This window comes from Desulfitobacterium dehalogenans ATCC 51507 (assembly GCF_000243155.2).
GTDB lineage: Bacteria > Bacillota > Desulfitobacteriia > Desulfitobacteriales > Desulfitobacteriaceae > Desulfitobacterium > Desulfitobacterium dehalogenans.
The window spans coordinates 2,927,545-2,953,752 of record NC_018017.1 but is presented as its reverse complement, the minus strand read 5'-3'; the positions used below and the strand labels follow the sequence as shown (position 1 = coordinate 2,953,752).

Annotated in this window: 31 protein-coding genes; 22 read left to right on the top strand and 9 right to left on the bottom strand. The window is 45.5% G+C overall.

The annotated features are described in order from the left end of the window. The first annotated feature begins 227 nt into the window (after window positions 1-227). From DESDE_RS14290 to gltA, 10 genes are all read left to right on the top strand, one after another. Window positions 228-788, top strand: a complete 561-nt coding sequence (locus DESDE_RS14290; RefSeq protein WP_014794728.1) for a stage III sporulation protein AH — start codon at window positions 228-230, stop codon at window positions 786-788. After that, on the top strand, window positions 785-1,354 hold the full coding sequence (locus tag DESDE_RS14285; protein WP_014794727.1) for a SpoIIIAH-like family protein: 570 nt from the start codon (window positions 785-787) through the stop codon (window positions 1,352-1,354). Before DESDE_RS14290 ends, DESDE_RS14285 begins: the two co-directional genes overlap by 4 nt. A 233-nt stretch (window positions 1,355-1,587) precedes the next feature. Continuing rightward, the gene (accB, locus tag DESDE_RS14280; protein WP_014794726.1) at window positions 1,588-3,459 is read left to right on the top strand and encodes an acetyl-CoA carboxylase biotin carboxyl carrier protein; all 1,872 of its coding nucleotides are present in this window, start codon (window positions 1,588-1,590) and stop codon (window positions 3,457-3,459) included. Between the two features lie 16 nt (window positions 3,460-3,475). Next, a complete protein-coding gene (gene accC, locus DESDE_RS14275; RefSeq protein ID WP_014794725.1) occupies window positions 3,476-4,822 on the top strand; it encodes an acetyl-CoA carboxylase biotin carboxylase subunit in 1,347 nt (448 codons plus the stop codon). Between the two features lie 90 nt (window positions 4,823-4,912). Then, window positions 4,913-5,311: an Asp23/Gls24 family envelope stress response protein gene (locus DESDE_RS14270; RefSeq protein ID WP_014794724.1), complete on the top strand. Its 399-nt coding sequence runs from the start codon at window positions 4,913-4,915 to the stop codon at window positions 5,309-5,311. Between the two features lie 62 nt (window positions 5,312-5,373). Further along, entirely contained in the window at window positions 5,374-5,898 is a 525-nt protein-coding gene (gene amaP, locus DESDE_RS14265; RefSeq protein ID WP_014794723.1) for an alkaline shock response membrane anchor protein AmaP, read from the top strand. An 82-nt stretch (window positions 5,899-5,980) separates the two neighbouring features. Further along, the gene (gene nusB, locus DESDE_RS14260) at window positions 5,981-6,427 is read left to right on the top strand and encodes a transcription antitermination factor NusB (RefSeq protein ID WP_014794722.1); all 447 of its coding nucleotides are present in this window, start codon (window positions 5,981-5,983) and stop codon (window positions 6,425-6,427) included. Beyond that, on the top strand, window positions 6,405-7,358 hold the full coding sequence (locus tag DESDE_RS14255) for a tRNA (adenosine(37)-N6)-threonylcarbamoyltransferase complex transferase subunit TsaD (RefSeq protein WP_014794721.1): 954 nt from the start codon (window positions 6,405-6,407) through the stop codon (window positions 7,356-7,358). Before nusB ends, DESDE_RS14255 begins: the two co-directional genes overlap by 23 nt. A 76-nt stretch (window positions 7,359-7,434) precedes the next feature. After that, window positions 7,435-8,283: a sulfide/dihydroorotate dehydrogenase-like FAD/NAD-binding protein gene (locus DESDE_RS14250; RefSeq protein ID WP_014794720.1), complete on the top strand. Its 849-nt coding sequence runs from the start codon at window positions 7,435-7,437 to the stop codon at window positions 8,281-8,283. Window positions 8,284-8,285: 2 nt separating this feature from the next. Beyond that, the gene (gene gltA, locus DESDE_RS14245) at window positions 8,286-9,677 is read left to right on the top strand and encodes an NADPH-dependent glutamate synthase (protein WP_014794719.1); all 1,392 of its coding nucleotides are present in this window, start codon (window positions 8,286-8,288) and stop codon (window positions 9,675-9,677) included. An 88-nt stretch (window positions 9,678-9,765) separates the two neighbouring features. Here the strand turns inward: gltA and DESDE_RS14240 are convergent, their stop codons facing one another. From DESDE_RS14240 to DESDE_RS14200, 9 genes are all read right to left on the bottom strand, one after another. After that, window positions 9,766-10,242 carry a DUF4829 domain-containing protein gene (locus tag DESDE_RS14240; RefSeq protein ID WP_014794718.1) on the bottom strand — a complete coding sequence of 159 codons (477 nt, stop codon included), beginning with the start codon at window positions 10,240-10,242 and terminating at the stop codon, window positions 9,766-9,768. 93 nt (window positions 10,243-10,335) lie between these two features. Continuing rightward, window positions 10,336-10,914 (bottom strand): amidase domain-containing protein, encoded by a 579-nt coding sequence (locus tag DESDE_RS21280; protein ID WP_014794717.1) that lies wholly within the window; start codon window positions 10,912-10,914, stop codon window positions 10,336-10,338. Then, window positions 10,875-11,195, bottom strand: a complete 321-nt coding sequence (locus DESDE_RS14230) for a hypothetical protein (protein ID WP_041917277.1) — start codon at window positions 11,193-11,195, stop codon at window positions 10,875-10,877. Before DESDE_RS14230 ends, DESDE_RS21280 begins: the two co-directional genes overlap by 40 nt. A gap of 158 nt (window positions 11,196-11,353) precedes the next feature. Continuing rightward, window positions 11,354-11,683, bottom strand: coding sequence for a hypothetical protein (locus tag DESDE_RS14225; RefSeq protein ID WP_019850899.1), 330 nt, complete (start codon window positions 11,681-11,683; stop codon window positions 11,354-11,356). 537 nt (window positions 11,684-12,220) lie between these two features. Further along, window positions 12,221-13,156: a hypothetical protein gene (locus tag DESDE_RS14220; RefSeq protein WP_014794716.1), complete on the bottom strand. Its 936-nt coding sequence runs from the start codon at window positions 13,154-13,156 to the stop codon at window positions 12,221-12,223. 65 nt (window positions 13,157-13,221) lie between these two features. Next, the gene (locus DESDE_RS14215) at window positions 13,222-13,650 is read right to left on the bottom strand and encodes a hypothetical protein (RefSeq protein WP_014794715.1); all 429 of its coding nucleotides are present in this window, start codon (window positions 13,648-13,650) and stop codon (window positions 13,222-13,224) included. A 313-nt stretch (window positions 13,651-13,963) separates the two neighbouring features. Beyond that, window positions 13,964-14,431, bottom strand: a complete 468-nt coding sequence (locus DESDE_RS14210) for a hypothetical protein (protein WP_014794714.1) — start codon at window positions 14,429-14,431, stop codon at window positions 13,964-13,966. 17 nt (window positions 14,432-14,448) lie between these two features. Next, a complete protein-coding gene (locus tag DESDE_RS14205; RefSeq protein ID WP_014794713.1) occupies window positions 14,449-14,886 on the bottom strand; it encodes a hypothetical protein in 438 nt (145 codons plus the stop codon). A gap of 213 nt (window positions 14,887-15,099) precedes the next feature. Then, complete coding sequence (locus tag DESDE_RS14200; protein ID WP_242831258.1) at window positions 15,100-15,282, bottom strand: response regulator transcription factor; 183 nt, start codon at window positions 15,280-15,282, stop codon at window positions 15,100-15,102. 290 nt (window positions 15,283-15,572) lie between these two features. Between DESDE_RS14200 and DESDE_RS14195 the strand changes: the two genes are divergently transcribed. The 12 genes from DESDE_RS14195 (at window position 15,573) to DESDE_RS14140 (ending at window position 26,206) form a co-directional block, all read left to right on the top strand. After that, a complete protein-coding gene (locus tag DESDE_RS14195) occupies window positions 15,573-16,133 on the top strand; it encodes an RNA polymerase sigma factor (RefSeq protein WP_014794712.1) in 561 nt (186 codons plus the stop codon). Continuing rightward, window positions 16,126-16,887, top strand: a complete 762-nt coding sequence (locus DESDE_RS14190; protein WP_014794711.1) for a DUF4367 domain-containing protein — start codon at window positions 16,126-16,128, stop codon at window positions 16,885-16,887. Before DESDE_RS14195 ends, DESDE_RS14190 begins: the two co-directional genes overlap by 8 nt. Before the next feature lie 120 nt (window positions 16,888-17,007). After that, window positions 17,008-17,862, top strand: a complete 855-nt coding sequence (locus DESDE_RS14185; RefSeq protein ID WP_014794710.1) for a bifunctional 5,10-methylenetetrahydrofolate dehydrogenase/5,10-methenyltetrahydrofolate cyclohydrolase — start codon at window positions 17,008-17,010, stop codon at window positions 17,860-17,862. Next, complete coding sequence (locus tag DESDE_RS14180) at window positions 17,862-18,497, top strand: cyclodeaminase/cyclohydrolase family protein (protein ID WP_014794709.1); 636 nt, start codon at window positions 17,862-17,864, stop codon at window positions 18,495-18,497. The genes DESDE_RS14185 and DESDE_RS14180 overlap by 1 nt, the downstream gene beginning before the upstream one ends. Before the next feature lie 562 nt (window positions 18,498-19,059). Then, entirely contained in the window at window positions 19,060-20,010 is a 951-nt protein-coding gene (locus DESDE_RS14175; RefSeq protein WP_014794708.1) for a magnesium transporter CorA family protein, read from the top strand. Between the two features lie 84 nt (window positions 20,011-20,094). Further along, window positions 20,095-21,306: an exodeoxyribonuclease VII large subunit gene (gene xseA, locus DESDE_RS14170; protein ID WP_014794707.1), complete on the top strand. Its 1,212-nt coding sequence runs from the start codon at window positions 20,095-20,097 to the stop codon at window positions 21,304-21,306. Between the two features lie 27 nt (window positions 21,307-21,333). Then, on the top strand, window positions 21,334-21,579 hold the full coding sequence (xseB, locus tag DESDE_RS14165; RefSeq protein ID WP_014794706.1) for an exodeoxyribonuclease VII small subunit: 246 nt from the start codon (window positions 21,334-21,336) through the stop codon (window positions 21,577-21,579). Between the two features lie 4 nt (window positions 21,580-21,583). Beyond that, window positions 21,584-22,453: a polyprenyl synthetase family protein gene (locus DESDE_RS14160; RefSeq protein ID WP_014794705.1), complete on the top strand. Its 870-nt coding sequence runs from the start codon at window positions 21,584-21,586 to the stop codon at window positions 22,451-22,453. An 8-nt stretch (window positions 22,454-22,461) separates the two neighbouring features. Further along, window positions 22,462-22,905 (top strand): divergent PAP2 family protein, encoded by a 444-nt coding sequence (locus DESDE_RS14155; RefSeq protein WP_014794704.1) that lies wholly within the window; start codon window positions 22,462-22,464, stop codon window positions 22,903-22,905. 23 nt (window positions 22,906-22,928) lie between these two features. Continuing rightward, on the top strand, window positions 22,929-23,534 hold the full coding sequence (locus DESDE_RS14150; protein ID WP_014794703.1) for a hypothetical protein: 606 nt from the start codon (window positions 22,929-22,931) through the stop codon (window positions 23,532-23,534). Further along, the gene (gene dxs / locus DESDE_RS14145) at window positions 23,512-25,407 is read left to right on the top strand and encodes a 1-deoxy-D-xylulose-5-phosphate synthase (protein ID WP_014794702.1); all 1,896 of its coding nucleotides are present in this window, start codon (window positions 23,512-23,514) and stop codon (window positions 25,405-25,407) included. Before DESDE_RS14150 ends, dxs begins: the two co-directional genes overlap by 23 nt. Continuing rightward, window positions 25,400-26,206, top strand: coding sequence for a TlyA family RNA methyltransferase (locus DESDE_RS14140; protein ID WP_014794701.1), 807 nt, complete (start codon window positions 25,400-25,402; stop codon window positions 26,204-26,206). The genes dxs and DESDE_RS14140 overlap by 8 nt, the downstream gene beginning before the upstream one ends. The last annotated feature ends 2 nt before the right edge of the window (window positions 26,207-26,208 follow it).

The window sequence follows — 26,208 nt, the reverse complement described above, 5'->3', positions numbered from 1 at the left end:
GTACCGACGGAGTGGAGGTCTTGAGCGATTAGATTGCTCCGCATAGCTTATGGAGTGAACGGCGTAAAGCAAAATCCTGAAGATCCCCGCCCCGGGACCCCTGTTTCTGGAGAATCCGCTTCCAGCCAACCGGCTTGCAACTTTTTTTCGCAGTCGTTGCCCATGCTGCTGACAGCACGATCAATGATAAAAACAGAAAAGATTAGAAAGTAAGGGAGGAATAACTCATGAATCTTTTTAAAGATATCCAGCCCAAAATCCTAATTCCCGCTGTGCTCGTAGTAGCTGCGGTATGTATGCTGCTCTATAGCAAAGGTGGGGGCAGTGCGCCGGTGGTGCCCATGAATCAGGCCGTGGAGACCCGGGATCCCGTTGAAGTTACCCGAATCAGCACTTTGGAAAAAGAAATGGAGAAGAAGTTGGTACAGAACCTTCAGCAGATGTCAGGGGTTGGAAGTGTTCAAGTATCCGTAACCTTATCCTCCAGTCTTCGTTCCGATTATGCTACCAATGGCAGTGTGACCAAGAAAACGACGAAAGAGTCCGATAAAAGTGGCGGGACACGGGAGTCCACAGAGGTCACCGAAAACAATCAGCTGGTGATGCCCAACGGTGCCAGCCAACCGGTGATTGTCATGGAAGAACGGCCTAATGTTGCAGGAGTTCTGATCATTGCCGAGGGGGCCAGCGATCCGAATGTCCGGGAAAATATCCATAACGCCGTACGAACTTTATTAAATATTCCTTCCGATAAGATCAATGTTCAGCCCATGGGAGGGGTACTATGAAAATCATGACTCTGAAACGTTGGGGTGATTTAAGCAAAGGACAAAAATGGCTGCTGGTGGGAGTTGTCATGGTAGCGTTTCTGCTGCTGTACACTATTTGGCATCTGGTTCACGGCAATGAAACCTTTAGCCGTCCCACTCAAGAAAGTGTACCGGTCCAGGCACAGCCGGAAAGCCGGAGCATTTATTTTTCCTCGGAGGTGGTCAAGCCTTTGCCTCAAGGAGGGGATTATTTTGTCAATTATCGGCTGCAGCGGGAAGCTTCCCGGCAAGAGGCCAAGAATATGCTGGCTCCCCTTTTAGATTCCAGTGTTGTAAAAACAAGGGAGGAAGCCCAAGGAAAATGGCTACAGCTGAGTCACAAGATTCAAAAGGAAGAAGAGATAGAGAATCTCCTTAAAATCAGTGGAATTAAGGATGCCATCGCTGATTTTGGGAATAATGAAGTTGCAGTTATTGTCTATGCTCCCAATCTGGAAGCAGCAGAAATCAAGCTCATTCGCGACATTGTTCTTCGTGTTACCAATACTTCCAAAGATCAAATCCGAATATCTTACCGTTATTAACATCAAAAAGATTCTGTGCATGGCAGCCATGGGATTATCAAAATATAAAGTACAGAATCTTTTCGATTTGCGCATAGATCCGATCTCGAAGTATATACTGTATACTTTGGCGTGATATTGTATACTTGACGATGTTTCGTTGAAAAAGATTTACCAGTTTCATATAATAAAACATAAACCAAATTTAGAAAGAGAAAAGTGATACAGGGTATTAGAGAGAGGGGTTATGCTGGATGAAACCGGTAAAAATTACGGATACGACACTGCGTGATGCTCATCAAAGCCTTTGGGCTACCCGGATGAAGACAGAAGATATGCTCCCTATTCTAGCAGAATTGGATCAAGTGGGATATCATTCCCTTGAGGTCTGGGGCGGAGCGACTTTTGATGTGTGCCTGCGTTTTCTTGGGGAAGATCCCTGGGAAAGATTAAGAACAATAAAACAGCATGTCAAGAAAACCCCATTGCAGATGCTGTTAAGAGGGCAATCTTTAGTGGGGTATCAGCATTATCCTGATGATGTGGTTCGGGAATTTGTTCAACTGAGTGTAAAAAATGGAATTGATATTATTCGAATTTTCGATGCTTTAAATGATGTTCGCAATATGATTGTTCCCATGGAAGCGGCCAAAGCAGCCGGAGCCCATGTTCAAGCTTCCGTGGTCTATACCATCAGTCCTGTGCATACTTTGGAGCATTACCTGGAAACAGCTAAAGCCCTTGTGGATTTAGGAGCGGACTCCATTTGCATTAAGGATATGGCTGGTCTGCTGACCCCACAGCGTGGGCATAAACTCGTCAGATTGCTCAAAGAGGAACTAGGGGTCATGGTTCAGTTACATACCCATTATATCGGCGGTATGGGAACCATTGCCTATCTCAAGGCTGCCGAAGCGGGTGTGGATGTTATCGATACAGCCAGTGTTCCCTTAGCCTTCGGTGCAAGTCAACCACCCGTAGAGCTTGTGGTACGGGCGCTTCAAGAATTTGAATTCGCTCCGGAGATGAACATTCCTCAGCTCTTTACCATTGCCAATTATTTTGAGGATCTCCGCAAGAGCAGAGGCTTTGAACGGGGAATCACTCGCATTTCGGATATGCGTGTCTTTGAACACCAAGTACCCGGAGGAATGATCTCCAACCTCGTATCCCAACTGGAAGAGCAAAAAGCCCTTAATCGCATCAATGAAGTGCTTGACGAGATACCCAGTGTTAGGGCAGAATTGGGTTATCCACCCTTGGTAACGCCAACCAGCCAAATCGTGGGGACTCAAGCTGTATTGAATGTGTTGAGCGGGGCAAGATATAAATTAGTGCCTGCCGAGGTTAAGGCCTATGTCCGTGGGCTTTATGGCAGACCTCCCGCACCCGTGGATCCCGAGATCCAGAAGCTGATTATCGGAGATGAAGAAGTCCTCACTATTCGTCCTGCGGATAAATTAGAACCTGGTCTTAAAAAGGCAGAACAGGAAAGCAAAGAGTTTGCCTTATCCCGGGAGGATGTCTTGAGTTATGCCCTGTTTCCACAGGTGGCTAAAAAGTTCTTTATTGAGAGAGAGAAGGGAGTCACGGTCGCTGCTAAAAGCCCGTCGGTCCCAGTTTCGAAGGAGGATTCCAAAATGGATTTAAAAGAAATCAAAGAGCTCATAAAACTTATCGGAGACACCGATATCACAGAGTTGAACCTTGAAAGCCAAGGAGTAAAAGTCGCCATCAAAAAGGGCAGTACGGCCGTACCGGCCATGGCACTGCCTGTAATGGGAGGAACGGCCACGGAAGTCAGCCTCCAGCCTGCATCGACAGTGGTCGGTGCACCGGTGGTTAAAGCTTCCCCAGAAATTCAAAACCCTGCTGAAGCTCCTAAGAAAAACCTACAATACATCAAGGCGCCTATGGTGGGAACCTTCTATCGTTCGCCGGCTCCAGATGCTCCATCCTTTGTTGAGCTGGGACAGATGGTTAAAGAGTCCCAGACGGTATGTATTATTGAAGCCATGAAACTCATGAATGAGATAGAGGCGGAAATCAGTGGACGAATCGTAGAGATTTTGGTGGAAAACGGTCAACCGGTGGAATTCGGTCAGCCTTTGTTTGCAGTTGAATAATGAGGAGATAGGCAGCATGTTTAAAAAGATATTGATAGCGAATCGGGGAGAGATTGCCTTACGGATCATAAGGGCGTGCCGGGAAATGGATATTGAGACCGTGGCCGTCTTTTCCGAGGCTGATCGGGATGCTTTGCATGTCCGGGAAGCTGACCAGGCACTATGCATCGGTCCCCACCCTTCAGCCAGGAGTTATTTGAATATCCCCAATATCATCAGCGCTGCTGAGTTAACCGATGTGGATGCTATTCATCCCGGTTATGGGTTCTTATCGGAGAATGCACGATTTGCCGAGATTTGTGAATCCTGCGGTATCACCTTTATCGGTCCTTCGCCGAAAGCGATTGAAACCATGGGCGATAAAGCGACTGCCCGTAAGACCATGATCGAAGCCGGGGTCCCGGTGGTTCCCGGTTCCAAAGAGGTGCTTACCGATGTGGAATCCGCCTCGGTTTTGGCCAAGGAGATTGGGTATCCTGTCATGATCAAAGCCTCGGCGGGAGGCGGAGGTAAAGGGATGCGCATTGCCCAGAACCCCAAAGAACTGGCCAAATCCATTCAAGCTGCTCAAAGTGAAGCTCAGGCAGCCTTTGGCAATTCGGAGATTTACTTAGAGAAGTATGTGGAGGAACCTCGTCATATCGAGTTTCAAATTCTGGCGGACAAACATGGCAATGTGATTCATCTCGGAGAACGAGACTGCTCCCTGCAAAGGCGGAATCAAAAATTACTGGAGGAAGCTCCTTCCAGTGCCCTTACTCCCGAGCTGCGTCAAGCCATGGGAGAAGCGGCAGTAAAGGCTGCCAAAGCTGCCAATTATTCCAGTGCCGGGACCATCGAATTCCTTCTGGATAAGCACGGAAATTACTACTTCATTGAGATGAACACACGAATTCAAGTCGAGCATCCGGTGACGGAGCTTATAACCGGGATTGATCTGTTGAAAGCGCAGATCCGCGTTGCAGCCGGTGAGCCTTTAGGAATTAAACAAGAAGATGTTCAAATTCGCGGCTGGGCTATGGAATGCCGGATCAATGCAGAAAACTCAGAAAAGAACTTTATGCCCTCACCGGGGACCATCGAATTCTATCATCCTCCGGGCGGCCCGGGAGTTCGGGTGGACAGTGCTGCTTATCAGGGCTATACCATCCCACCTTATTATGACTCCATGATAGGAAAGCTGATCGTTTGGGGTGCTGATCGGGAAGAAGCCATCCAAAGAATGAAGCGTGCTTTGGAAGAGTTTTATATCGAAGGAGTTCACACCACTATTCCCTTCCATCTCAAAGTGCTGGACAATGCTTTTTTCCGTCGGGGAGAAGTGTACACAAACTTTATACAAAGGCGGATTTTAGGAGAATAGATAGTACATTCACCTTTGCCAGCATGGTATTCTTTTGTTATAATGACAAAAGATACTTATGGATTTATTAAGTGGATATGAGGTGAAAATATGGAAAAACCAGATATAGAAAATACACTGGGAACGATAAAGATTGCAGATGAAGTGGTAGAAATCATTGCCGGTCTGGCTGCTTCTCAAGTGGAAGGTGTAGCCGGCATGAGCGGTGGTCTTGTGGGAGATATCGCCCAGATGCTTGGTCGCGGCAAGAACCTCTCCAAGGGCGTTAAGGTTGAAGTTGGAGAACAGGAAGCTGCTGTCAATCTTTATCTCGTTGTGGAATATGGTGTGTCTATACCTGAGGTGTCTTTAAAGGTTCAAGAAGCCGTGAAAGAGGCTATTGAAGGTATGACCGGTCTATTAGTAGTAGAAACCAATGTCCATGTCCAGGGAGTTAATTTCCGCCCTGTTCCAGAGATTAAAGATGAAGAACTTGCTCGGTTAAAATAAGCGAATGGATTTACCCCCCCTGGTGACCAGGGGGGGTAAACAAATATAAGGTGGTGACCGATTTGATAGGGTATAGTGTTGGTGCCTTATTGGTAGTCATAGGGGGATATATTTTAGCCATAGGTACTGGGTGGAGACTTCCTTATGAACTTATATTGGATGGATTAAACTGGTTAAGAGCCAATACTTGGGAAAGCTTAATCATAGCCATCTTTATTATAGTTCTGGGAATATTGCCCTTCATAAAACCCCGAAAAAGCATAGACCATACCTTCCGCACAGTTTCCCAGTTAGGTGAAGTGCGGGTTACTGTGGATGCCATTGGGGATCTAATTGTGCGCAGTGCTCAGAGTAAAAATGGGGTGCGTCTGGTCAAGCCTTTGATTAAGCAGAGGGAAGATGGACTGGAAATTCTTCTGGACTGCCAATTTAATCCTGAAACGGTGATTACAGAGGTGTCAGAGCAACTGCAGACTCAAATCAAAGAGGATGTAGAACGTTTCACCGGAATTAAAGTTGCTGAGGTGAAAGTGTTGGTGCGCCGTTTGGATCCTGTTCAGCCCAATCGTTCCCCGCGAGTCAGGTAAGCTTTTGAACGGAGAGTAATACATAATATAGTGATCTATGACATAAATCCGTGACCTAAATTAATAATTCTAGGAGGAACCTATGAGCCGCAGATTAGCTCGGGAGACCGCATTGCAAGTTTTATTCCAGCTGGACATGACCGGGGAAAACCAAGATCTGAAGCCCACAATTCACAAATGGGCGGAGGAATTTGCTGTTCCGGAAGGAAGCATTCCTTTTGCGGAGGAACTGGTGGAAGGAACATGGACCCATAAAGAAGTGATCGATGAGAACCTGGAGAAATTATCCGAAGGCTGGTCATTATCACGCATGGCCAATGTGGATCGGAATCTTTTACGTCTTGCCAGTTATGAAATTCTCTTTCGGGAAGATATTCCCGGCCGGGTGACCATTAATGAAGCCATAGAGATTGCTAAACGCTATGGTAGTGAAGAATCCGGCAAATTCATCAATGGGATATTGGATAAGGTCGTAGAAAGCGTCAACAAAAGGGATGAAAAAGGGAATGACACTCTACCTCGGAATTGATACAAGTGCATATACCACTTCATTAGCGATTGTGGATGAGCGGGCTGAGCTGGTCTATGAAAATAGGAAGGTTTTGACCGTTCCCAAAGGTGAAAGAGGGCTCGCTCAATCGGCAGCCCTTTTTCAGCATGTTCAGAATTTGCCTCAACTGGTGACCTCGGTGCCGTCGGAATACTGGGAGAAAATCAGTGCTCTGGGAGTAAGCACTGCACCTCGTCCTCTCAGAGAGTCCTATATGCCGGTTTTTCTTCCCGGATATGGTGTGGCATCGGCTATGGCTTCTGCCCGCTGTATCCCCTTGGTTGAAACCAGTCATCAGGAAGGCCACTTGGCGGCAGGAATTGCCTCCAGCAAGCTGAAAGAATCTCATTTTCTGGCCGTTCATATTTCAGGGGGAACCACTGAGCTATTGGAAGTTCATCATGTTCAGCCGGGAAAACTCGATATACGGCTTTTAGGAGGGACAACGGATCTCCATGCCGGTCAATTCGTTGATCGGGTGGGAGTCCGTTTAGGTCTGCCCTTTCCAGCGGGCAAAGACTTGGAGGAGTTGGCCCGCAAGGCCGATCCAGAGGCAGCGGCATGGCTTCCTTCGGCTGTCAGGGGATTTGAAGTGAGTTTTTCCGGAGTGGAAACCGCTGCGCAAAGGTTAATCGATCAGGGCAAAAATCCCGCCGATGTGGCTCGAGCCGTGGAAGGGTGTATCGTTCGAACCTTAGGAAAACTACTGCGGGCAGGAATGGAAAAGACAGCATTAGCAGAAATTCTCATTGTGGGTGGTGTAGCTTCCAATCAATTCATCCGCAAAGAACTGGAAAAGAAACTTGTTAAACATGCCAACCTTCACTGGGCACAACCCGATTGGAGCCGGGATAACGCGATTGGTGTGGCAATACTTACCTTGGAAAAAGTCAGGGGACGTATAATATAGGCAGGAAATATGACAGACCATATCGAATAGTTAGAAAGTTGTTATCTTTTTGTATAGAAATTAAGGAGGAGTGCACGTGTATCGGGTAGTGAAAAGAAGGCAGCTCGCTTCAGCTCCCTGCATCGTTTTGCTGGAAGTTGAAGCCCCAGCAGTCGCAGCAAAAGTCGAACCAGGCCAATTTGTCATTGTGCGTATGGATGAACAATCTGAACGTATCCCGCTCACCGTCATGGACTTTGATCGGGAAAAGGGCACCATAACCATTGTTATTCAGGATGTAGGCTATTCCTCAGCTATGATTAACTCCATGGAGGAGGGGAGCTACTTCCTTGATTTTGTAGGTCCCCTGGGGGTTCCTTCCGAAATTGAGAATCATGGTACAGTGGTCTGCATTGGAGGAGGACTCGGCGTGGCACCGGTATACCCCATTGCCCGGGCCTTAAAAGAAGCAGGCAATAAGCTTATTTCTGTCATTGGTGCACGGAGTGCCGACATCCTTATTCTTGAAGAAGAAATGGCTGCTATCAGTGATGAGCTTGTCATTGCCACCGATGATGGGAGCAAAGGGATCAAAGGCTTTGTCACCAATGGCCTGGAGCAGATTCTTGCTCAAGGGACTAAGATCGATGCCATTTGGGCTATCGGTCCGGTGGTCATGATGCGTTCCGTAGCCAACTTTACCCGTCCCTTAGGTATCAAAACCATCGTCAGCATGAATCCCATCATGGTGGACGGTACGGGGATGTGCGGTGCATGCCGCCTTACTGTAGGGGATGAGACCAAGTTTGCCTGTGTGGATGGGCCTGAGTTTGACGGTCACCTGGTGGATTTTGATCTGGCAATGAAGCGGCTCAGTTTTTATAAAGATGAAGAAGAGCGTGCCAAAATCTCTAAAGACTGTGATTGCGGAAAGGGGGCGCAATAATAATGGCTTTAAAAGTACCCCGTCATGAAATGCCCTGCCAGGACCCAAAAGAGCGTGCTCACAATTTCAATGAAGTCGCCTTGGGATATGCTTCGGAAACTGCTATCGAAGAGGCTCAACGTTGTCTTCAATGTAAGAATCCCAAGTGTGTTCAGGGCTGCCCTGTGAATATTTCCATTCCAGAATTTATCCAAAAAATTACGGAAGAGGATTTTGAAGGAGCTGCAGCAATTATTAAGCAAAGCAGTTCCTTGCCCGCAGTGTGCGGTCGGGTCTGTCCCCAGGAGTCCCAGTGTGAGGCTAAATGTATCTTAGGGATCAAGGGTGAATCGGTGGCCATTGGCCGCCTGGAGCGCTTTGTTGCTGACTACGAAATCAGCAAAGGATGTAAAATTCCTGAGGTGGCTCCACCCAGCGGTAAGAAGGTTGCCATCATCGGTGCGGGGCCGGCAGGCTTAGCCTGTGCCGGCGATTTGGCCAAGGCTGGGCATAAAGTAACGATCTTCGAGGCGCTCCATGTCGCCGGCGGAGTTCTGATGTACGGTATTCCTGAATTCCGTCTGCCCAAAGATATTGTTCAAAACGAAATCTGTAACCTAGAACCCATGGGTGTTGAGATTCTGGTTAACCAAGTGGTGGGTAAGGTGACCTCTGTCCATGAGCTTTTGCAAAATGGCTATGATGCGGTGTTCATCGGCACAGGGGCCGGACTGCCTAATTTCTTGGGAATTCCCGGTGAAAATTTAAACGGAGTCTATTCCGCCAATGAGTTCTTAACCCGTACCAATCTTATGAAAGGGTATCGTTTCCCTGAGTACAAGACTCCGGTTAAAGTGGGCAAGAAAGTTGTTGTCTTTGGTGCCGGTAACGTAGCCATGGATGCTGCCCGTACAGCGCTGCGTTTGGGTGCGGAAGAAGTCAGCATTGTCTACCGTCGTTCCCGGGCGGAAATGCCTGCCCGTCATGAAGAGCTTGAGCACGCAGAGGAGGAAGGGGTTAAATTCCAACTTCTTACCAACCCGGTATCCATCCAAGGGGATGAAAAGGGTGCGGTCAAGTCCCTTACCTGTCTCCGCTACGAGCTGGGAGAACCGGATGCCTCCGGTCGTCGCTCTCCCGTGCCCATCCCTGGATCTGAGTTTGACATTGAAGTGGATACTGTCGTTGTCGCGATTGGGCAAGGCCCCAATCCCCTGGTCACTCAATCCACTGAAGGATTGGAACTGAACAAATGGGGCAATATCGTAGTCAATGAAGAAACCCTGGAAACCTCTATTCCCGGAGTTTTCGCAGGGGGCGATATTGTGACCGGTGCCGCTACGGTTATTCTGGCTATGGGCGCCGGCAAGAAAGCCGCTGCGGGAATTAACGCCTATCTTAAGAATAAGGGTTAATTCCAGGCAGTAGAATTCAGGCAATTCAATAGCCAAAAAATAAAGCAAGCCTCTGGAGAATCATCTCTCGAGGCTTGTTTCGTATTTTTCAACCCCCCCAATCATGGATAACCCAGGGAGATTCTTCGGTTTCTTTAATGAGAATATAATCCCAATTATCCATACCTCTTCCTTCCCAGCCTTCGGAAAAAATCACATGAAGGCACATGGATTTATAGGGGTCCTGACCGTAGTTGGTACGATAGCTGCTCGGGGGAATGTTAGCTGTGGTATATTGACCCGGATATTCGATAGACTCAATTTTTAGTGTGTAATTACCAATGTTGCCATTGTTATAAAGCTCTTGTTTATACCTGCCGATTGTTTTGTTTAACGCTTTTAAATCTCCGTTATTTAAAGCATCAATATGATCTTTGATCACTTGTTTGCTTTCTTCGATATCTTTCGTGGTAATATTTTGCTCGACTAAAGAACTATTATTTTGAGTGTTGTTTTGCATAGGGGAGCAAGCTATCACAGTGAAGGAAAAAATGAATAGGAAGGCGGCTAAAATGAGCCTTTTCATGATTAAGGATCGCTCCTTTCGATATTTAAGTAAGGATGAGAACGGAATTGCTGAATCATTCAAAACAAATTCCGTTCTCGTGATATAGTTTGATTAACTACTGAAATTAGCGCTATTAAAGGACATTTTTCTGATATAGCAATTATTTCCGCCCCATGCTGTAATAAGCTCCCAAAGGTTACGGTTATATTTATCGTATGTGTGTTGAGACACCAGTACCTGGTTATATTCCGTTGTCGAAGAATCCAAGCTGTAGGTTACAAATACTGAGTGAGCATACTCTCCAGAACTACCGCTTCTAATCTGTAAAGCATTTCCATAATAGATGCTGCTTGGTGGAAGGTTATAGTAGGGCTGATTGTTGTTTGCTCCTGTTGCTCGCGGTCCGTCTCCTGTATTTGTCGTAACATAGTTCCACAGATTGGTGGCATTTTCCCAATTAGGAACTCCTCCTCCTCCGATTGCACCCGCTTGCCATACATTGTTAACCATTCTGACCCTATTAAAGATATTATTTTTGGTCTGCGTATCATTTCCTTCAATATATCCTCCGTAACCGGCCCAAATACATTGAGAGACAAAATTGGTACAATCATTTCCGCAAGCAGTATAAAAGAACCGGTCAGATTCACCTAGTTCAGCAAATCTATGCGCCCAATTACGGGCAAGCATTCTATTAAAGGAGTTTTATTTCCATCAATGAAAACCTCGTGCATTTTCTTATATAATAAGGTGTTTTCGTTCTCTTCAACCAGATCATCTGAATCGATAAGCTCAAGGGTCTGATATGATTTGAAATAATTGTCAAAATACTGGGAGATCACAGATTTGACCGCCTCTTCCGCAGATAAAGGATTTGAATTACTTGTTGCTGCCAAAGTGTTAGGCGCAATACCGAATACAAATAACACAGCTACGAGCAGGAAAGCGAAGAAGTTTCGTCTGGTTTTCATTAAAATCAACCTCTTTCCAACTAAAAGGAGTGTTAATTTGGAAATAAAACATTCCGCTTGTCAATACCAATAACTTGAACTTGTGTAATAAGCCTTCTCTACCGATGCATCATTCTGATAAACTGCCCCTGTCGAAATCAGGCGGTAATAATACCCGCTTACGACATACTTTTTTGGACTAAATACCCGCTGTTGCTGTTTGAAGTACTCGCCCAGCTTTTAACCGTTTGCCAGCTTCCATTGGTGTATTGCTGGATGCTGGCGTCTATGACGACTTTATTTATGTTGCTGCGGGCATAAAGACTGGTATCAAATTGAGCTAAACCACTGCTGGAAATGTCAAAGGAATTGGTGAATTCAGTAATATTGACCCACATTGGGCCTACTTCTGGCTCCATTGCCTGACTTGTGCTCTGAGCAAATATCTGCATAGGGGTCAGACAAAGAATAAAAAGGGACAGGGCAAGAATTACTGCTTTTCTCCTCATGGTAATCACCCCCCTTCTTTGACTTAAGCATATACTTATGCTTTCGCCTATGTCTATTTTCGCAGGGGGCGATATTGTGACCGGTGCAGCTACGATTATTCTGGCCATGGGAGCTGGAAAGAAAGCCGCTGCGGGAATTAACGCCTATCTTAAGAATAAGGGTTAATTCCAGGCAGCAGAATTCAGGCAATTGAATAGACAAAAATAAAGCAAGCCTCCGGAGAAGTGTCTCTTGAGGCTTGCTCATATTATTCAAATTCCATAATCATGGATAACCCAGGAGATTCTTTGATTTCTTTAATATAACATGGAAGCACATGGATATATACCTTTGCCTCAAAGATTGCTACGTTCTAATTAGTTAGATAAAGTACATACAAAACGCACCATATTAAAGCGCAAACAAGAGTCATAATGAAAGTTTCTATCTTGGTGCTTTTATTGTCGCGAATTTTTTTGATTGCGGTGATGAGGGTCACGGGAAAGATAAGGACTCCAACCAGGCTTCCAAGTATTGCAATTACTTCAATAATCATATTAGTAGCTAATAATGTTTCCAGTATTGGTCATTCTTACAGCCTTTTCGACCATTTTTTCAACACCTGCAGAAAATCCTATACCAAACGCAACAGGTAATGAGAGAGAAGGTTCCAGAGACAAGATAGTATGTCCGTATCCAAAAACAAACGCAGCCTCTTTAATATGGTTAGTTCCTGTTCGACTTACTGTAACTATTAAAGCTCCTTTTTTGACATAATCGCTACTACTACCATTAATACTCATTGGAAATTTTGAGTAAGCGTGACCATAAGGGTTATCTGTTGCAACAGATGCAGTCGTTGAGAATTGATAAGTAGTACCGGTATAATTATAATGGTGTAATGTACAAGACGAAAATTCAAGTGCTAAATTGATTGGTTGACCAGCGGTATCTGTACCTTGCCATCTTATGCCGACAATATCCTTAATGGCAGGCCCAGACAGTATCGGACAATTCGACCAGTCCCAACTGAACTTAATTGAAAGAGTACCAACAGTTGCCGAAATCCCCTCAACAGTACAAGTCATTGTAGCAAGGATCGCACGCAGCTCTGGCGATTTTTCAATAGGAGAACCATCATAATTTTTTATGATTTGTGCTTGCTCTTTAGTGTATCCATACTTTTCTATCAGTTCTTCTGTAGGCATCTTAGAATACTTGAGTAAAGTTTCTTCAATTAAGTTAGATTTGATGGCTTTAATGGTTTCTGTTTCATACCCCTCTTTAAGCAATTGTTCATTTGTTTTATTTCTTGTGGAAACATAGACATCATATTCGTTAACAGTAAATGTATATGGTTGTGAATTGGTGATTTTTTCATCTAAAGAATTAGTGTTTAACTCTGAACTAGAAATTTCAGTTGCTAATACAGTAGTCCCCATAGTTAAAATCAACACAAGAGACAAAACACTTGAGAGTAGTTTTTTAAACATAGATATTCCCACTTTCTTGCTGTTTAGATTTGAATTATGTTGCTAGTCTATCAAACTAAATTAACTTAATACCAATAGCTTGACCCTGTGAACGAAGTTTGCTCCATCAGCACATCATTCTGATAGACGGCTCCTGTCGAAACCAGCCGGTAATAGTATCCGCTCACGACATACCATTTTTGAGCCAGATAACCGCTGTTGGTGTTGGAAGTGCTCGTCCAGCTTTTAATCGTTTGCCAGCTTCCATTGCTGTATTGCTGGATGCTGGCCTCAATGACAACTTTGTTTACGTTGCTGCGGGCGTAAAGACTGGTATCAAATTGAGCTAAACCGCTGCTGGAAATGTCAAAGGAATTGGTGAATTCAGTAATGTGGGTCCACATGGGGCCTACTTCTGATTCTGTTGCCTGACTTGTGCTCTGAGCAAACATCTGTATTGGGGTCAGACAAAGAATTAATAGTGACAGAGCAAACGCTATTATTCTCTTCCGCATAATATCACCTCCCTTCATTGTCCTTCATACCAATTAACAAATGAGGGATGAGAAATGTTACACATATTGAACAAAACTTTCAAAAAGATTTAGGGCGATTCTTATAATGCACTAAGAGATTGGCCGGAACCTGTAAGATAAGTCCTGCATAGAGAGAGCTTAAATGGGGATGTTTTCCTCTAGTTTGGTTTTTTCCACAAGTACAAGAGGGTGTCGCAAAACGTATTTTCATCACGTTTTGCGGCACCCCCAAGGACTTTACTGTGCCTATGAAACACATATACACATTACTATTGGAGTCGGCTTAAACGATCTACTCAACATCTTCAACGCCAGCATTATTGAGCAGTTTATTCACTATTTCTTTACTGTCTTCAGCTAAAGGGTTAAAGATTTTAAAGCTACCAACGACAGTCACACCATCAAAATCATATAGCGGTACTTCGCGATATGCTGGAGCGCTCTCCAGTTTTTTGTTCCACTCCAGAGCTTCTGTTGGGTTTTTAGGTAAATCATTATTAATATCAGCCTTTTTTATATACCCTTGAACACCATTATCTCCATCTGCCAAAATTAAGTCGGGTAAGCTTAAAGAATCAGGTGCATACATCCCGGAGCCATACGTCTGGCCATTCTCGTTAATTTTATATTGAGGAACAGCAGCAGTCGTTTGAACGGTCTCGGCAAATAAAGATATTGGACCAAAACTTAACGATCCAGCTATTAGACCTATAACAAGAGCGCCTGCGATAGTTAAAGCATGAGATCTTCTTTTAATCATAACTGTTACTCCACCTCCTAATTGTGTAAATATGGGGTATAACCACTAAACTTCTCAGTATAGTCATAGCCATTATATATGTTGAAATTACCTCTTGCTCTATAGTAGTCACTATAACCGCTATACCAATCCGTTGAAGTCCCCCATGACGTAGCAGTGAGTGAGTTGTAAGACCATTCAGAAAGACTTACATAAGATCCCACCGATTGCCTATACAAATACGCACGTGCTCCCATGTAACCTGCAGGTGCTGAATTGCCGCATTCTATGCCAGCGGATCCAGCGGCATGTCCACTATCGGTAAAGACAGTTGCATCACCCCAGTAAGCGTGATTATAAATGGTTCCAAATGATGATAGTGGGCTGGATGCACTAGCTGCTAAGGCCACAGCTGAAAACGAGAGAAAAAAACCCAAAACGAAAGTAAAAAAGGTAATTCTGAATCGCTTAAACATAATTTTCTCCTTTCATAATTTATACAGGTAAGTTATCCATGAATCTGAGGTTTAATATAGATACTCACCTCCCTTCTTTGACCTAAGCATATGCTTATACTTTCTTTTATGTCTATTCTGCATCGTTTTATAATGCTGGTCTATCCTCCACATGGAGGATATTTTCGACTGTTTTCTTCCTAAATGTGCATTTTATACACGAATTGAATCAACTCAATTTGGCTTGAAACTCCTAGTTTTAATATGTTTGAGATGAGTCCTTACTGTAGTTATTTCAATATTTAATGTAGCTGCGATTTTTTTACTGCTATAGCCTTTCGCCCTTAATCGCAGTACTTCCTTTTCTCTGTAGGTCAAGCTTTGGATAACCCGGTTTTGATCAGCCGGAAAATTCATGCCTTTCCTCCTTCCTAAAACGTTACACTTTAAAAGAATTAAAACTATAGTGCTGGATGCCGGCACCAATAATGATTTTGTCCTTCATACTAATTAACAAATGAAGAAGGGAGTCTGTTACACTTATTAAGAAAAAACTTTGAAAAGATTTAAGGATAATTGTTATAAGAGTTGCCTGTTTCTTGAAGAATCTCCAAACCTGTAAATTTAAGGATATTGTGCTATAATATAATAACCTTATTGCCCTGCCCAGATCACTAAAGCTCACCCTGAAAAAGGAGGATAAACTCATGCTGATCGCTTTGGCATTCGTACATAATAAAAAAAGCCGCAGCCAGCTGGAAGTTTTATATAGAGATCATGCATCCGCTATGTATAAGGTAGCTTATCGAATCCTGAAGGATGAACATCTGGCCGAGGACGCTGTTCAGGAAGCCTTTATCAATATCGCCCGCAACCTTGATAAAACCATGGGCACCGAGTGTAACAAACCAAGAGCTTTATGCGTTATTATTGTTAGGAACTCCGCCATAAATATTTATCGGCGAAGAAAAAAACAATATAGCGTGGCTGCGGAAGAGATTGAAGAACATATCTCTGAGCCGGGCCCCAGTGTTGAGGACATCATCCTGGGCAATGAGGCTTTTACCAGAGTAACAGAACTTATCAAAGAATTACCGCCTGCTTATGCCGATATTCTTTCCCTTAAACTCTATTACCACTATAACGACGAGGAAATAGCCCGGGTGTTGAATATTACGCACGGAAGCGTCCGCACCCGGCTCCATCGGGCCCGCAAGAGTCTGCTCAAGTTATTATCCCAAGAACAGGAGGGAAGGCATCATGAGTGAACAAGAATCAGCAAAAATACTAGCCAAAGAAAAAATGCTGGAAGCCCTCCTGGAATATGCTGCGGCCTGTCATGTGGAAAATATAAACTCTGAGTATCCTCTAGAGGACGATTCCTCTTCCGAGGTCACACTTCCGCCTGATTTTGACCAGAAAATGCAGAAGCTGATTGCTAAGCATGACAGAAAGGAAACATTGACCAGGATAAAAGAACGAACCATCAGGTTCCTGCCTAAAGCAGCTGTTTTCTTGCTGGTTTTATTAGGAAGCTTTACAATCGTCGTGGCCAGTGTTCAAGCATTAAGAGTAAAGGCTTTAAATATCATTCTGGATATACAGAATCAATACACCAGTATTCAATCCACAGACAAACATAAAGGGCAAGCTAACCAGGGACATAAGCAAATTCCGCCGGATTGGCAGGGGTATGCTCCTAGCTATGTTCCTCAAGGATTTAATGTGGACAAAACAGAAAAGCGGGAGCATCTGGAAATCATTTACTACTCCAACGACCAGGGTCAAACCATCCGTTTCACCCGATATTTGAACAGCAATACCGATGTGAGAATAGATACGGAAGGCGCCGTGCTGCAAAATATTTTAATTCACGACAGAGATGCACTTTTAGCCGAAAAGCAGGGCTTGGTCAGCATTGTCTGGGAAGATGATTCATTGTTTTCCCTTATCGGAGAAGTAGACCGAGCAGAGTTGATTAAGATGGCCGAAAGTGTCAAAGAAAAATGGATGACAGAATAATCGAAAGGTTTACAAAAATACTTCACAAATTGCTTCCAAGGAGAGGGAATTCAAGTCGTAATGGAGAATAGTAAAGGGCGAACTTATATTTCATACATGAAAGAGAGGAGTGGGATTTCATTGGCTCAATTGTTAGACGGAAAAGAAATTTCTAAAGTCTTAAAAGAAGAGATCAAGGAAGAAGTGAAGAGGTGGAAGGAACAAGGGGTGAATCCTAAGCTGGCGGTGGTTCTCGTTGGGGACGACCCGGCCTCTGTGGTCTACGCGAAATCCAAGCAAAAAGTAAGTGACAGCTTAGGCATTGATTTTGAACTTTCCGTTTTGCCTGCCGACAGCTCAGAAGAATCCATCCTGGCCCTTATTGATTCCCTTAATGCCAATCCGGATGTTCATGGTATTATGATTGAGCTGCCCTTACCGAAGCATATCTCAAAAGAGCGTGTCATGGCAGCCGTGCGTCCTGATAAGGATGTGGACGGAGTTCATCCCATTAATCGTGGATATATCCTTAGCGGAGAAGAAGGCCTGTTCCCAGCGACTCCCGAAAGCTGTATTGAAATTATGCTCCGTTCAGGGGTTGAAATTGCCGGAAAGCATGTGGTCATCATCGGGCGGGGAGAGACGGTAGGAAAGCCTTTGGTCTTCCTAATCCTTAAACATAATGCTACTGTAACCATCTGCCATTCCCGTACTCCGGATCTGGGGGCCTTTACCCGCCAGGCAGATATCATCGTAGCAGCTGTAGGCAAAGCGAAACTCGTCAAGAAGGATATGGTAAAACCAGGTGCCATAGTCGTTGATGCCGGTATCAATGAGATCCCGGGCGGAATCTGTGGGGACGTCGATTTTGAGGAAGTTAAAGAAGTCGCCTCTCTCATTTCCCCAGTACCGGGTGGAGTAGGCTCATTAACGACTGCGTTAATCATGAAAAATGTTCTGAAGGGGATTACCTTGCAGCATAAGGAGGGTCAATAATGTCTGAGAACACAATCTGGCAATGGACAACCGCGGAATTTTTAGCACAGTCCGCCAGCGCTGCCCCCACTCCCGGTGGCGGAAGCGTGTCTGGATATGTAGGAGCTTTAGGCGCCTCCATGGTGTGCATGGTTGCAAATCTGACTGTAGGTAAAGAAAAATATAAGGATGTAGAGCCTCAAGTCCAGGTAATCTTGGAAAAAGGTGAGAAGCTGCTCCATGACCTTAAGAACGGCTTGACTCAGGATATTGAAGAATTCTCCAATTTTATGGCTGTATTGAAGCTGCCTAAGGATACGGAGGAACAAAAACAAGTGCGCTCGGCAAAAATGCAGGAAGTCTTGGTTTCAGCTACGGATACTCCCTTGGCAATTGCTCAAAACTGCTACGCAGTTTTGGAGTTGGCACAAGAACTGGCCCCCATCGGCAATAAAGGGGCCATTAGTGATGTGGGTGTGGCCGCCTATCTAGCCGAAAGCGCCCTCAAAGCAGCCATGTTCAGTGTGGATATTAATCTTCCCCAGGTCAAAGACAGCGACTATCAGGATAAGGTGAAGCTAGAGCGGGAACGCCTCTTTGCCCAAGCTGAAAGGCTTAAGAATGAGACCGTAGCTGTGGTGCAAAGCAGACTGTAGTTCTTGACGCCTAACCTTGAACTTTTTTGCGAAGTTTGGATTAAACAATGGAAGCTCTGTAATCCAGGGTTGTATATAAATGTTAGTGTTTGATTAAAAATGGGAGTGTCGTAAAACTACTTGCTTTAAGGTAGCCGACGGTGCTCCCATTTCATATCTTAACACTATCCTAAAAGAGACCAGAAAAGAGCAAAAAAGACCCGCAAGCGGCATGGCCAACTACCCTGAAAAATGACAGACGGTGATAGAAGTATGTTTATGTTTTTCTTTTGGCCATAATAGTAATATCTTTTAACCTATTTTTCCAGTGTTTTGGAGAGAAGCTTTTGCCTTTGAGAATAAAAAATATGTAACACTATGCATTTTTATAAGAGAGTAGCTTATTGACACATATTAGTTCAAGGAGTATAGTTCTAATGTAGCTTAGAATGATGGGATGTGATTAAACTGGACGCAGGAGGCCCTAGTCGAAGGAAATTGAATAGTTTATCCAAAAATAAGGGTGTGTCCGGTTTTGAAGCAAGGTTTGTGATTCAGCCGGCCACCTAAAGGGGGGGACCGGATGCTCAAAATTTGTAAAAATGATGCGGGCAATTATCAAGAATTATCTTTGAACGATCTGGTTAAAGGAGTCTGGATTCAACTTGTGAATCCGACCTCATGGGAACTCAATGCCGTAGCTGAGGCTACGGAAGTGCCCATGGATATTCTCAAAGCTGCCTTGGACGAAGAAGAACGATCACGTATTGAACTGGAAGACCATTGCATATTGGTAATTACTAATATTCCTTTGATGATTAACGAGACCAATTACGATACTCTGCCCCTGGGGATGATTGTGACAAAAGATCATATTATTACGGTCTGCTTGGAAGACAACCCAGTGTTTGCGGAGTTTAATGCCGATACTTGTCGGAGCTTTAATACGGCGAAGCGGACCCGCTTTTTATTCCAGCTCCTCTATAAATCTGCTTCCTATTATCTGAAGTACCTGCGCCAGATTAATAAGTACACGGATCAAATTGAGATGGACCTGCGCACTTCCATGAAAAATCAGGAGATTTTTCAATTGATGGATCTGCAAAAAGGATTGACCTATTTTACGGTCTCACTTCGCTCCAATGGAGTGGTCATGGACCGTTTGATGCGTTTACGTTCCAATAGTCAAAGCCAGCACTTGATTAAGATGTATGAAGAAGATGAGGATTTGCTGGAAGATGTCATCATTGAAAACAATCAGGCGATCCAAATGGTTGAGATGTACAGCCATATTATCGTTGGTTTCTCCGATGCTTTTGCTTCGATCATCTCCAACAATCAGAATATGGTCATCAAGCTTTTGACTTCTATAACCATTATTATGGCGGTACCGACCATGTTGGCCAGCTTTTGGGGAATGAATGTTCCCGTTCCTTTTGGGGATAACCCTTACGGTTTTGGCTTGGTTACCGTGATTGCGTTTAGTATTGCCGGTATCAGTGCCTTGGCCTTGTGGAAAAAGAAAATGTTCTGATAGGGAGGGAAACCTCCCTTTTTGCTTTTACTCTATCTTGAAAAGTCGCAGGCGTCTTTGTATTATGAGTAAGAGGTGAAAATTGTGCCCAAGATTTGGACAGTTGCTGAATTAACCCGAGAAATCGGTCAGACCCTCAATGACAACCCGGATTTTATAAATTGCTGGGTCAGCGGGGAAATTTCCAATTACAAAAACCACCGTCCCTCGGGACACTGGTATTTTACCTTAAAAGATGAACATTCCAGCATTAAAGGGGTCATGTTCCGAAGCCGTGCCGAACGGGTTCGCTTCACCCCTCAAGATGGAATGAAAATCCTGGTGCGGGGAAGTATTCGCATCTATGAGCGGGATGGCACGATTCAGCTTTATGCCGAGGAGATGCAGCCCAGCGGGGTAGGTGCCCTTTATTTAGCTTTCGAACAGCTAAAGGAGCGTTTAGCCCAAGAAGGTTTATTTGCTCCGGAACGCAAAAAGGCCATTCCCCGCTACCCCCGTCGCATAGGTATTGTTACCAGCCCCACGGGAGCTGCTATTAAAGATATACTGAAGGTCATGTTTCGCCGTAATCCGCAAATTTCCTGGATTCTGGCACCTGCCGCTGTTCAAGGAGAACTTGCTCCCAGGGAAGTAGCTCAGGCTATAGCCCGGCTGAATCGGCACTCTCAAGTGGATGTGATCATTGTCGGCCGCGGCGGAGGCTCCCTGGAAGAGCTTTGGGCTTTCAATACCGAAGAGGTAGCTCGTGCCATTGCCGCATCCGGGATACCGGTGATTTCTGCAGTAGGCCATGAGACCGATGTGACCATTGCGGATATGGTGGCAGATCTGCGAGCTCCCACTCCTTCGGCTGCCGCTGAACTGGCTGTTCCTGTGTGGCTGGAATTAAAAACCGATCTCGAGCAGTTGAAGTCTCGGCTACACAGCGCCATGAACTCGCAGCTTCAGCGCAAAAGGCAGCGGTTGGACAGCTTGAAAGGAATAGGGCCCCTTTCCAATCCTTTCTGGCGTATCGACCAAAATCGCCAACGCTTGGATTCCCTCAGTGAACGTATGGAGCAAGGGATGACTAGATTTGTTTCTGATAAAAATGGTATACTAAAACTATTGACTGCGAAGCTGGATCTACTAAGTCCTTTAGCGATTTTGGGGAGGGGTTACTCCCTCACTTATGGTCCGAAAGGGAATGTTCTGCGCAGGAGTGAAGATATCAATGTGGGTCAACAGGTGCAAGTACGGCTGCAAGAAGGTATACTGACTTGCGCCGTATTAGCTAAAAGTGTTGATTCCAATTAATAAGCAGATTCTTAAAGGGGAAATACGATGGAAACAGTGAATAAAGAACTATCCTTTGAAGAGGGGATCGAGCATTTAGAGCGTATTGTACGGGAGCTAGAGCAAAAAGAAGTACCCCTTGAGCAGGCTTTGAATCTCTTTCGCCAGGGAATAGAGCTTGTTCAGAATTGCAATAACCAGCTTGATTATGCTGAAAAGCAAATGCAAATTCTCTTGGAAAATCCCAATGGGGAATTAGAAGTACGTCCGGCAGATTTTCCTGTGGAAGGATGATTTAATGTTTCAGAAGGAATTAGATGATTATGCTCGATTAGTGGACTCCTATTTGGCACGACTTCCTTGGCAGGCCGGTACCCTTACTGAAAGCATGAAGTATTCCCTTTCTGCAGGGGGCAAACGCATTCGCCCTGTTCTGGCTCTTGCGGCGGCTCATGCTGTGGGGGGTGAAGGTGAAGATATCCTTCCGGCAGTCTGTGGTTTGGAGCTTATACATACCTATTCCTTAATCCATGATGATCTTCCCGCCATGGACGATGACGATTACCGGCGGGGGAGTTTATCCAATCATAAAGTTTTCGGGGAAGGACAGGCCATTCTTGCCGGTGATGCCCTTTTAACTTATGCCTTTGAACTTCTTGCTCAACCCATGGGCGGGGTAGAGCCCCAACGTCAGCTTCGGGCCATCAGGGAAGTTGCCCAGGCAGCAGGACCTGCGGGAATGGTAGGTGGACAGGTGCTGGATTTGGAAGCTGAAGAAAAGCAGCTGAACCTTTCCGAGCTGGAGCAAGTCCATCGTCTGAAAACCGGGGCGATGCTGGTAGTTTCCGCTCGTTTAGGAGCTATTCTTGCCGGAGGAACGGAAGAGAAGATCGACGCTTTGACCCGGTACGCCCAAGCCATCGGTCTCGCTTTCCAGATTAAGGACGATATCCTCGATCTTGAAAGTGATAGCGAAACCCTGGGTAAGCCCGTTCATAGCGATCTCCGACAGCATAAATCCACCTACCCCTCTTTAATGGGACTGGAAGGCGCTAAGCTGGAATTGAAGGTAAAGACCGATGAAGCTCATGCCGCCTTGGAGGTTTTAGGAGAGCGGGCCGGCTTTCTGCACGAATTTGCTGATTATATTGCTCAGCGGAAGCATTGAGGTGAAGCATGAGCGTAATATCAGGAATTCTCGATAATATCATACTTATCTCTGCTATTATGGCCTGGTTTATTGCCCAGACCTTGAAACTTATCATCAACTTTTCCATTCATAGAACCTTTGATGTGGGCTTCCTCTTCAGCTCAGGAGGATTTCCCAGTTCACACTCCGCTACAGTGAGTGCCCTGGCCATTGGGGTTGGGAAATACTATGGATGGAGTTCGCCGATTTTTGCTATTGCTGTGATTTTTGGCATGATTGTTATGTATGATGCGGCCGGGGTACGAAGGGCAGCCGGCAAACAAGCCGAAGTGATCAATCAATTGGTTGAGGAGCTTTATCAACAAATGTCCCATCTGTCCCAAGAACGCCTTAAGGAATTAATCGGTCATACCCCTTTTGAGGTTTTTGCCGGGGCGATTGTGGGTATTATTGTCGGGGCGTTGATGTAACGGATCGATTTGGAGGGTCACTATTGGGGTATAAACGCAAGAGTTGGAAGCATATCGCCTTTGTCTTCCTGCTTAGTTTTTCATTAGCGGTCATTGCCAGCTTGGGAACCGAAATTTTAATGCGAAAAACAAATATTTTTTTAGCCCTCGTTCTTTTGCTGGTCATTATTACTATCAATATTGGTTTTGATATAATTGGGATCGCTGCCACGGCTGCCACGGAGAAGCCTCATCATGCCAAAGCGGCAAACAAGGTTCCCGGTGCACGGCAAACCGTCTTTTTAGTCCGACATGCGGATACCGTTGCCAATTTTGCCAATGATATTGTCGGCGATGTGACAGGTGCCATAAGCGGAGGGATGTCCGCCTCCATTGTCTTAGAAATCATTAGGACCTACCCTACCCTGGAAGCCCATGAGATTTGGATCAGTACCTTGCTGATTGCTCTGGTGGCCTCCGTTACAGTGACGGGAAAGGCGGCGGGTAAGACCTTTGCTATTCAAAAAGCCGACGAGATTATAGGGCAGGTGGGAAGTCTCATGGCCCGAGTTGAAGATTTAACAGGTTGGACAGTTACAGATAAAAAACGGAAGGGGGGGAAGCGTAGTGGGGATTCTCGAAGAAATTGACCAGCCCCAGGATCTAAAAGGGCTGACTTATCCCGAACTAGAACAGCTTGCCCAGGAAATCCGCACAGAAATGATTGATGTGGTCTCCTCCAATGGAGGGCATTTGGCTCCCAATCTTGGAGTCGTAGAATTAACCCTTGCCTTGCATCGCGTTTTTGACAGCCCGAAGGATAAAATCATCTGGGATGTGGGCCATCAGAGCTATGTTCATAAATTAGTCACAGGTAGACAAAAGGAATTTAAAAGCTTACGACTTTATAAAGGCCTATCCGGTTTCCCCAAACGCTGTGAAAGCCCTCATGATTGCTTTGAAACAGGTCATTCCAGCACCTCCATTTCGGCAGCTGTCGGCTTTGCTAAAGCAAGAGATCTGCGCAAAGAGAAGAATCAAGTGGTTGCTGTCATCGGTGATGGAGCTATGACCGGGGGAATGGCTTTTGAAGCATTGAACCACGCTGGTCATACCAAAACCAATATGATTGTGGTCCTCAATGATAATGAAATGGCTATCGCCCAAAATGTAGGGGCTATGTCCTCTTATCTTAACCGGTTGCGTACAGACCCACGCTATGATCGCAGCAAAGATGAGATCGAAAATCTCCTCAAGAGGATTCCGGGAATTGGTTCCAAGGTGGCCAAAGCCGCGGAGAAAGCCAAAGACAGCTTGAAGTATCTGCTGGTGCCGGGACTATTATTTGAAGAAATGGGATTTACCTATCTTGGCCCTATTAACGGTCATGATCAAATTGCTTTGGAACAGGTTCTCGAACAAGCCAAAATGGTGAAGGAACCTGTACTTGTCCATGTTTTGACTCAAAAGGGAAAGGGCTATGAGCCTTCAGAAAAAAACCCCTCCCTCTTCCATGGGGTGGGACCTTTCAATAAGGTGACAGGGGAAGTAATCAAAAAGCCGGCCCCACCTACCTATACCGAAGTCTTTGGGAAGACCCTGTGCGAGATTGCTGAAACAGATCTGCGGATTGCAGCGATTACTGCGGCCATGCCTGGTGGCACAGGCCTTAATCTCTTCGCTCAAAAATTTCCCGACCGTTTCTTTGATGTCGGAATCGCGGAACAGCATGCGGTGACCTTTTCAGCGGCCTTGGCCTTTGGGGGGATGAAGCCCGTGGTGTCCATCTATTCTACCTTTTATCAACGTGCTTATGACCAGGTTCTCCATGATGTCTGCTTGCCCCATGCCAATGTGGTCATGGCTATTGATCGTGCCGGCGTGGTCGGGGATGATGGACCGACCCATCACGGAGTTTTTGATATTTCCTTTTTAAGGGTAATACCGAATTTGGTCTTTATGGCGCCGAAGGATGAGAATGAGCTGCGCCATATGCTTTACACTTCTTTGCAACTGGACGGACCTGTCGCTTTACGTTATCCCCGTTCTGTGGGTCAAGGGGTGGAATTGACTGAAGAGCTCAAGGAACTTCCCGTGGGTAAAGCCGAGGTCATTCAAGAAGGCAAGGATATTACCCTGATTGGGATTGGTCCTATGGTGTATACCTGCATGGCCGCGGCAGTGGAGCTCCGTCACCGCGGAGTGGAAGCAACCGTCATTAATCTGCGTTATATCAATCCTTTGGATCGAGAGACGATTCTTCGCTATGCCCGGATGACCAAGCGCCTCATTACAGTCGAGGACCATATGCTGGCAGGGGGCATGGGAAGCGCCATTATAGAAGTTCTGGCTGATGAGGGATTGGCCGATGTGGTCGTCGAACGTTTAGGTTATGACGATTATGTAGATCAAGGAGCCATTTCTTTGCTGCATCAAGGGTATGGTTTATCTGTTGTTGGTATACTAAAGGCAGCGGAGCGTTTAAAGGTTTTACAGCGGATTGAGGGTAGAAGCAGTGTCTAAAGGAAAAGAACGACTGGATAGTTTGCTGGTAAAAAAGGGTCTGTCCCCAAGCCGGGAAAAAGCCAAGGCCGCCGTCATGGCCGGGCTGGTCTTCAGCCAGGGACAGCGGCTGGATAAACCGGGCTTGGAACTGGCAGAGGATACTGTCCTGGAAGTCAGGGGAGACTTGATACCCTATGTTTCCCGGGGCGGCCTCAAGCTGGAGAAGGCTCTCAAAGTATTTCCCGCATCCTTTGCCGGAGCTGTTGTAGCTGATATTGGGGCCTCTACCGGAGGGTTTACGGATTGTGCTTTGCAAAACGGTGCTCAGCGGGTCTATGCCATCGATGTAGGCTATGGTCAGTTGGATTGGAAGCTGCGCACGGATTCTCGGGTTGTCTGTATGGAACGCGTCAATGCCCGCTATCTTAAGCGGGATTCCTTGCCGGAACAGGTGGATTTTGTGGTGTCTGATGTGGCCTTTATCTCCGTCACGAAAATATTTCCGGCCATGCTGGAGATACTCAAAGAGGATGGCCAAATTATTACTCTGATTAAACCACAGTTCGAGGCGGGACGGGAGCATATCGGGAAAAAGGGAGTTGTGAAGGATCCCCAGGTTCACCAAGGGGTCTTAGTCCATGTTCTTGAAGAGGCGGAGAAAAATGGACTTAAGGTTAAAGGCTTGGATTTTTCCCCTATCCGAGGCCCAGAGGGAAATATCGAATATTTGGCTTGGTTAAACCGTGAACAGGATCATAGTTTGCCTTGGCGGGAACTGATTCCTGAGATTGTACAAGATGCTCAACTAGGAAGGTAGTG

What these genes read in the sequence shown, in the direction of transcription:
- DESDE_RS14290 (WP_014794728.1), top strand. Translation starts at nt 228, where the DNA reads ATGAATCTTTTTAAAGATATCCAGCCCAAAATCCTAATTCCCGCTGTG.
- DESDE_RS14285 (WP_014794727.1), top strand. Translation starts at nt 785, where the DNA reads ATGAAAATCATGACTCTGAAACGTTGGGGTGATTTAAGCAAAGGACAA.
- accB (WP_014794726.1), top strand. Translation starts at nt 1,588, where the DNA reads ATGAAACCGGTAAAAATTACGGATACGACACTGCGTGATGCTCATCAA.
- accC (WP_014794725.1), top strand. Translation starts at nt 3,476, where the DNA reads ATGTTTAAAAAGATATTGATAGCGAATCGGGGAGAGATTGCCTTACGG.
- DESDE_RS14270 (WP_014794724.1), top strand. Translation starts at nt 4,913, where the DNA reads ATGGAAAAACCAGATATAGAAAATACACTGGGAACGATAAAGATTGCA.
- nusB (WP_014794722.1), top strand. Translation starts at nt 5,981, where the DNA reads ATGAGCCGCAGATTAGCTCGGGAGACCGCATTGCAAGTTTTATTCCAG.
- DESDE_RS14255 (WP_014794721.1), top strand. Translation starts at nt 6,405, where the DNA reads ATGACACTCTACCTCGGAATTGATACAAGTGCATATACCACTTCATTA.
- gltA (WP_014794719.1), top strand. Translation starts at nt 8,286, where the DNA reads ATGGCTTTAAAAGTACCCCGTCATGAAATGCCCTGCCAGGACCCAAAA.
- DESDE_RS14240 (WP_014794718.1), bottom strand. Translation starts at nt 10,242, where the DNA reads ATGAAAAGGCTCATTTTAGCCGCCTTCCTATTCATTTTTTCCTTCACT.
- DESDE_RS21280 (WP_014794717.1), bottom strand. Translation starts at nt 10,914, where the DNA reads ATGCTTGCCCGTAATTGGGCGCATAGATTTGCTGAACTAGGTGAATCT.
- DESDE_RS14230 (WP_041917277.1), bottom strand. Translation starts at nt 11,195, where the DNA reads ATGAAAACCAGACGAAACTTCTTCGCTTTCCTGCTCGTAGCTGTGTTA.
- DESDE_RS14225 (WP_019850899.1), bottom strand. Translation starts at nt 11,683, where the DNA reads ATGAGGAGAAAAGCAGTAATTCTTGCCCTGTCCCTTTTTATTCTTTGT.
- DESDE_RS14220 (WP_014794716.1), bottom strand. Translation starts at nt 13,156, where the DNA reads ATGTTTAAAAAACTACTCTCAAGTGTTTTGTCTCTTGTGTTGATTTTA.
- DESDE_RS14215 (WP_014794715.1), bottom strand. Translation starts at nt 13,650, where the DNA reads ATGCGGAAGAGAATAATAGCGTTTGCTCTGTCACTATTAATTCTTTGT.
- DESDE_RS14210 (WP_014794714.1), bottom strand. Translation starts at nt 14,431, where the DNA reads ATGATTAAAAGAAGATCTCATGCTTTAACTATCGCAGGCGCTCTTGTT.
- DESDE_RS14205 (WP_014794713.1), bottom strand. Translation starts at nt 14,886, where the DNA reads ATGTTTAAGCGATTCAGAATTACCTTTTTTACTTTCGTTTTGGGTTTT.
- DESDE_RS14200 (WP_242831258.1), bottom strand. Translation starts at nt 15,282, where the DNA reads ATGAATTTTCCGGCTGATCAAAACCGGGTTATCCAAAGCTTGACCTAC.
- DESDE_RS14195 (WP_014794712.1), top strand. Translation starts at nt 15,573, where the DNA reads ATGCTGATCGCTTTGGCATTCGTACATAATAAAAAAAGCCGCAGCCAG.
- DESDE_RS14190 (WP_014794711.1), top strand. Translation starts at nt 16,126, where the DNA reads ATGAGTGAACAAGAATCAGCAAAAATACTAGCCAAAGAAAAAATGCTG.
- DESDE_RS14180 (WP_014794709.1), top strand. Translation starts at nt 17,862, where the DNA reads ATGTCTGAGAACACAATCTGGCAATGGACAACCGCGGAATTTTTAGCA.
- DESDE_RS14175 (WP_014794708.1), top strand. Translation starts at nt 19,060, where the DNA reads ATGCTCAAAATTTGTAAAAATGATGCGGGCAATTATCAAGAATTATCT.
- xseB (WP_014794706.1), top strand. Translation starts at nt 21,334, where the DNA reads ATGGAAACAGTGAATAAAGAACTATCCTTTGAAGAGGGGATCGAGCAT.
- DESDE_RS14160 (WP_014794705.1), top strand. Translation starts at nt 21,584, where the DNA reads ATGTTTCAGAAGGAATTAGATGATTATGCTCGATTAGTGGACTCCTAT.
- DESDE_RS14155 (WP_014794704.1), top strand. Translation starts at nt 22,462, where the DNA reads ATGAGCGTAATATCAGGAATTCTCGATAATATCATACTTATCTCTGCT.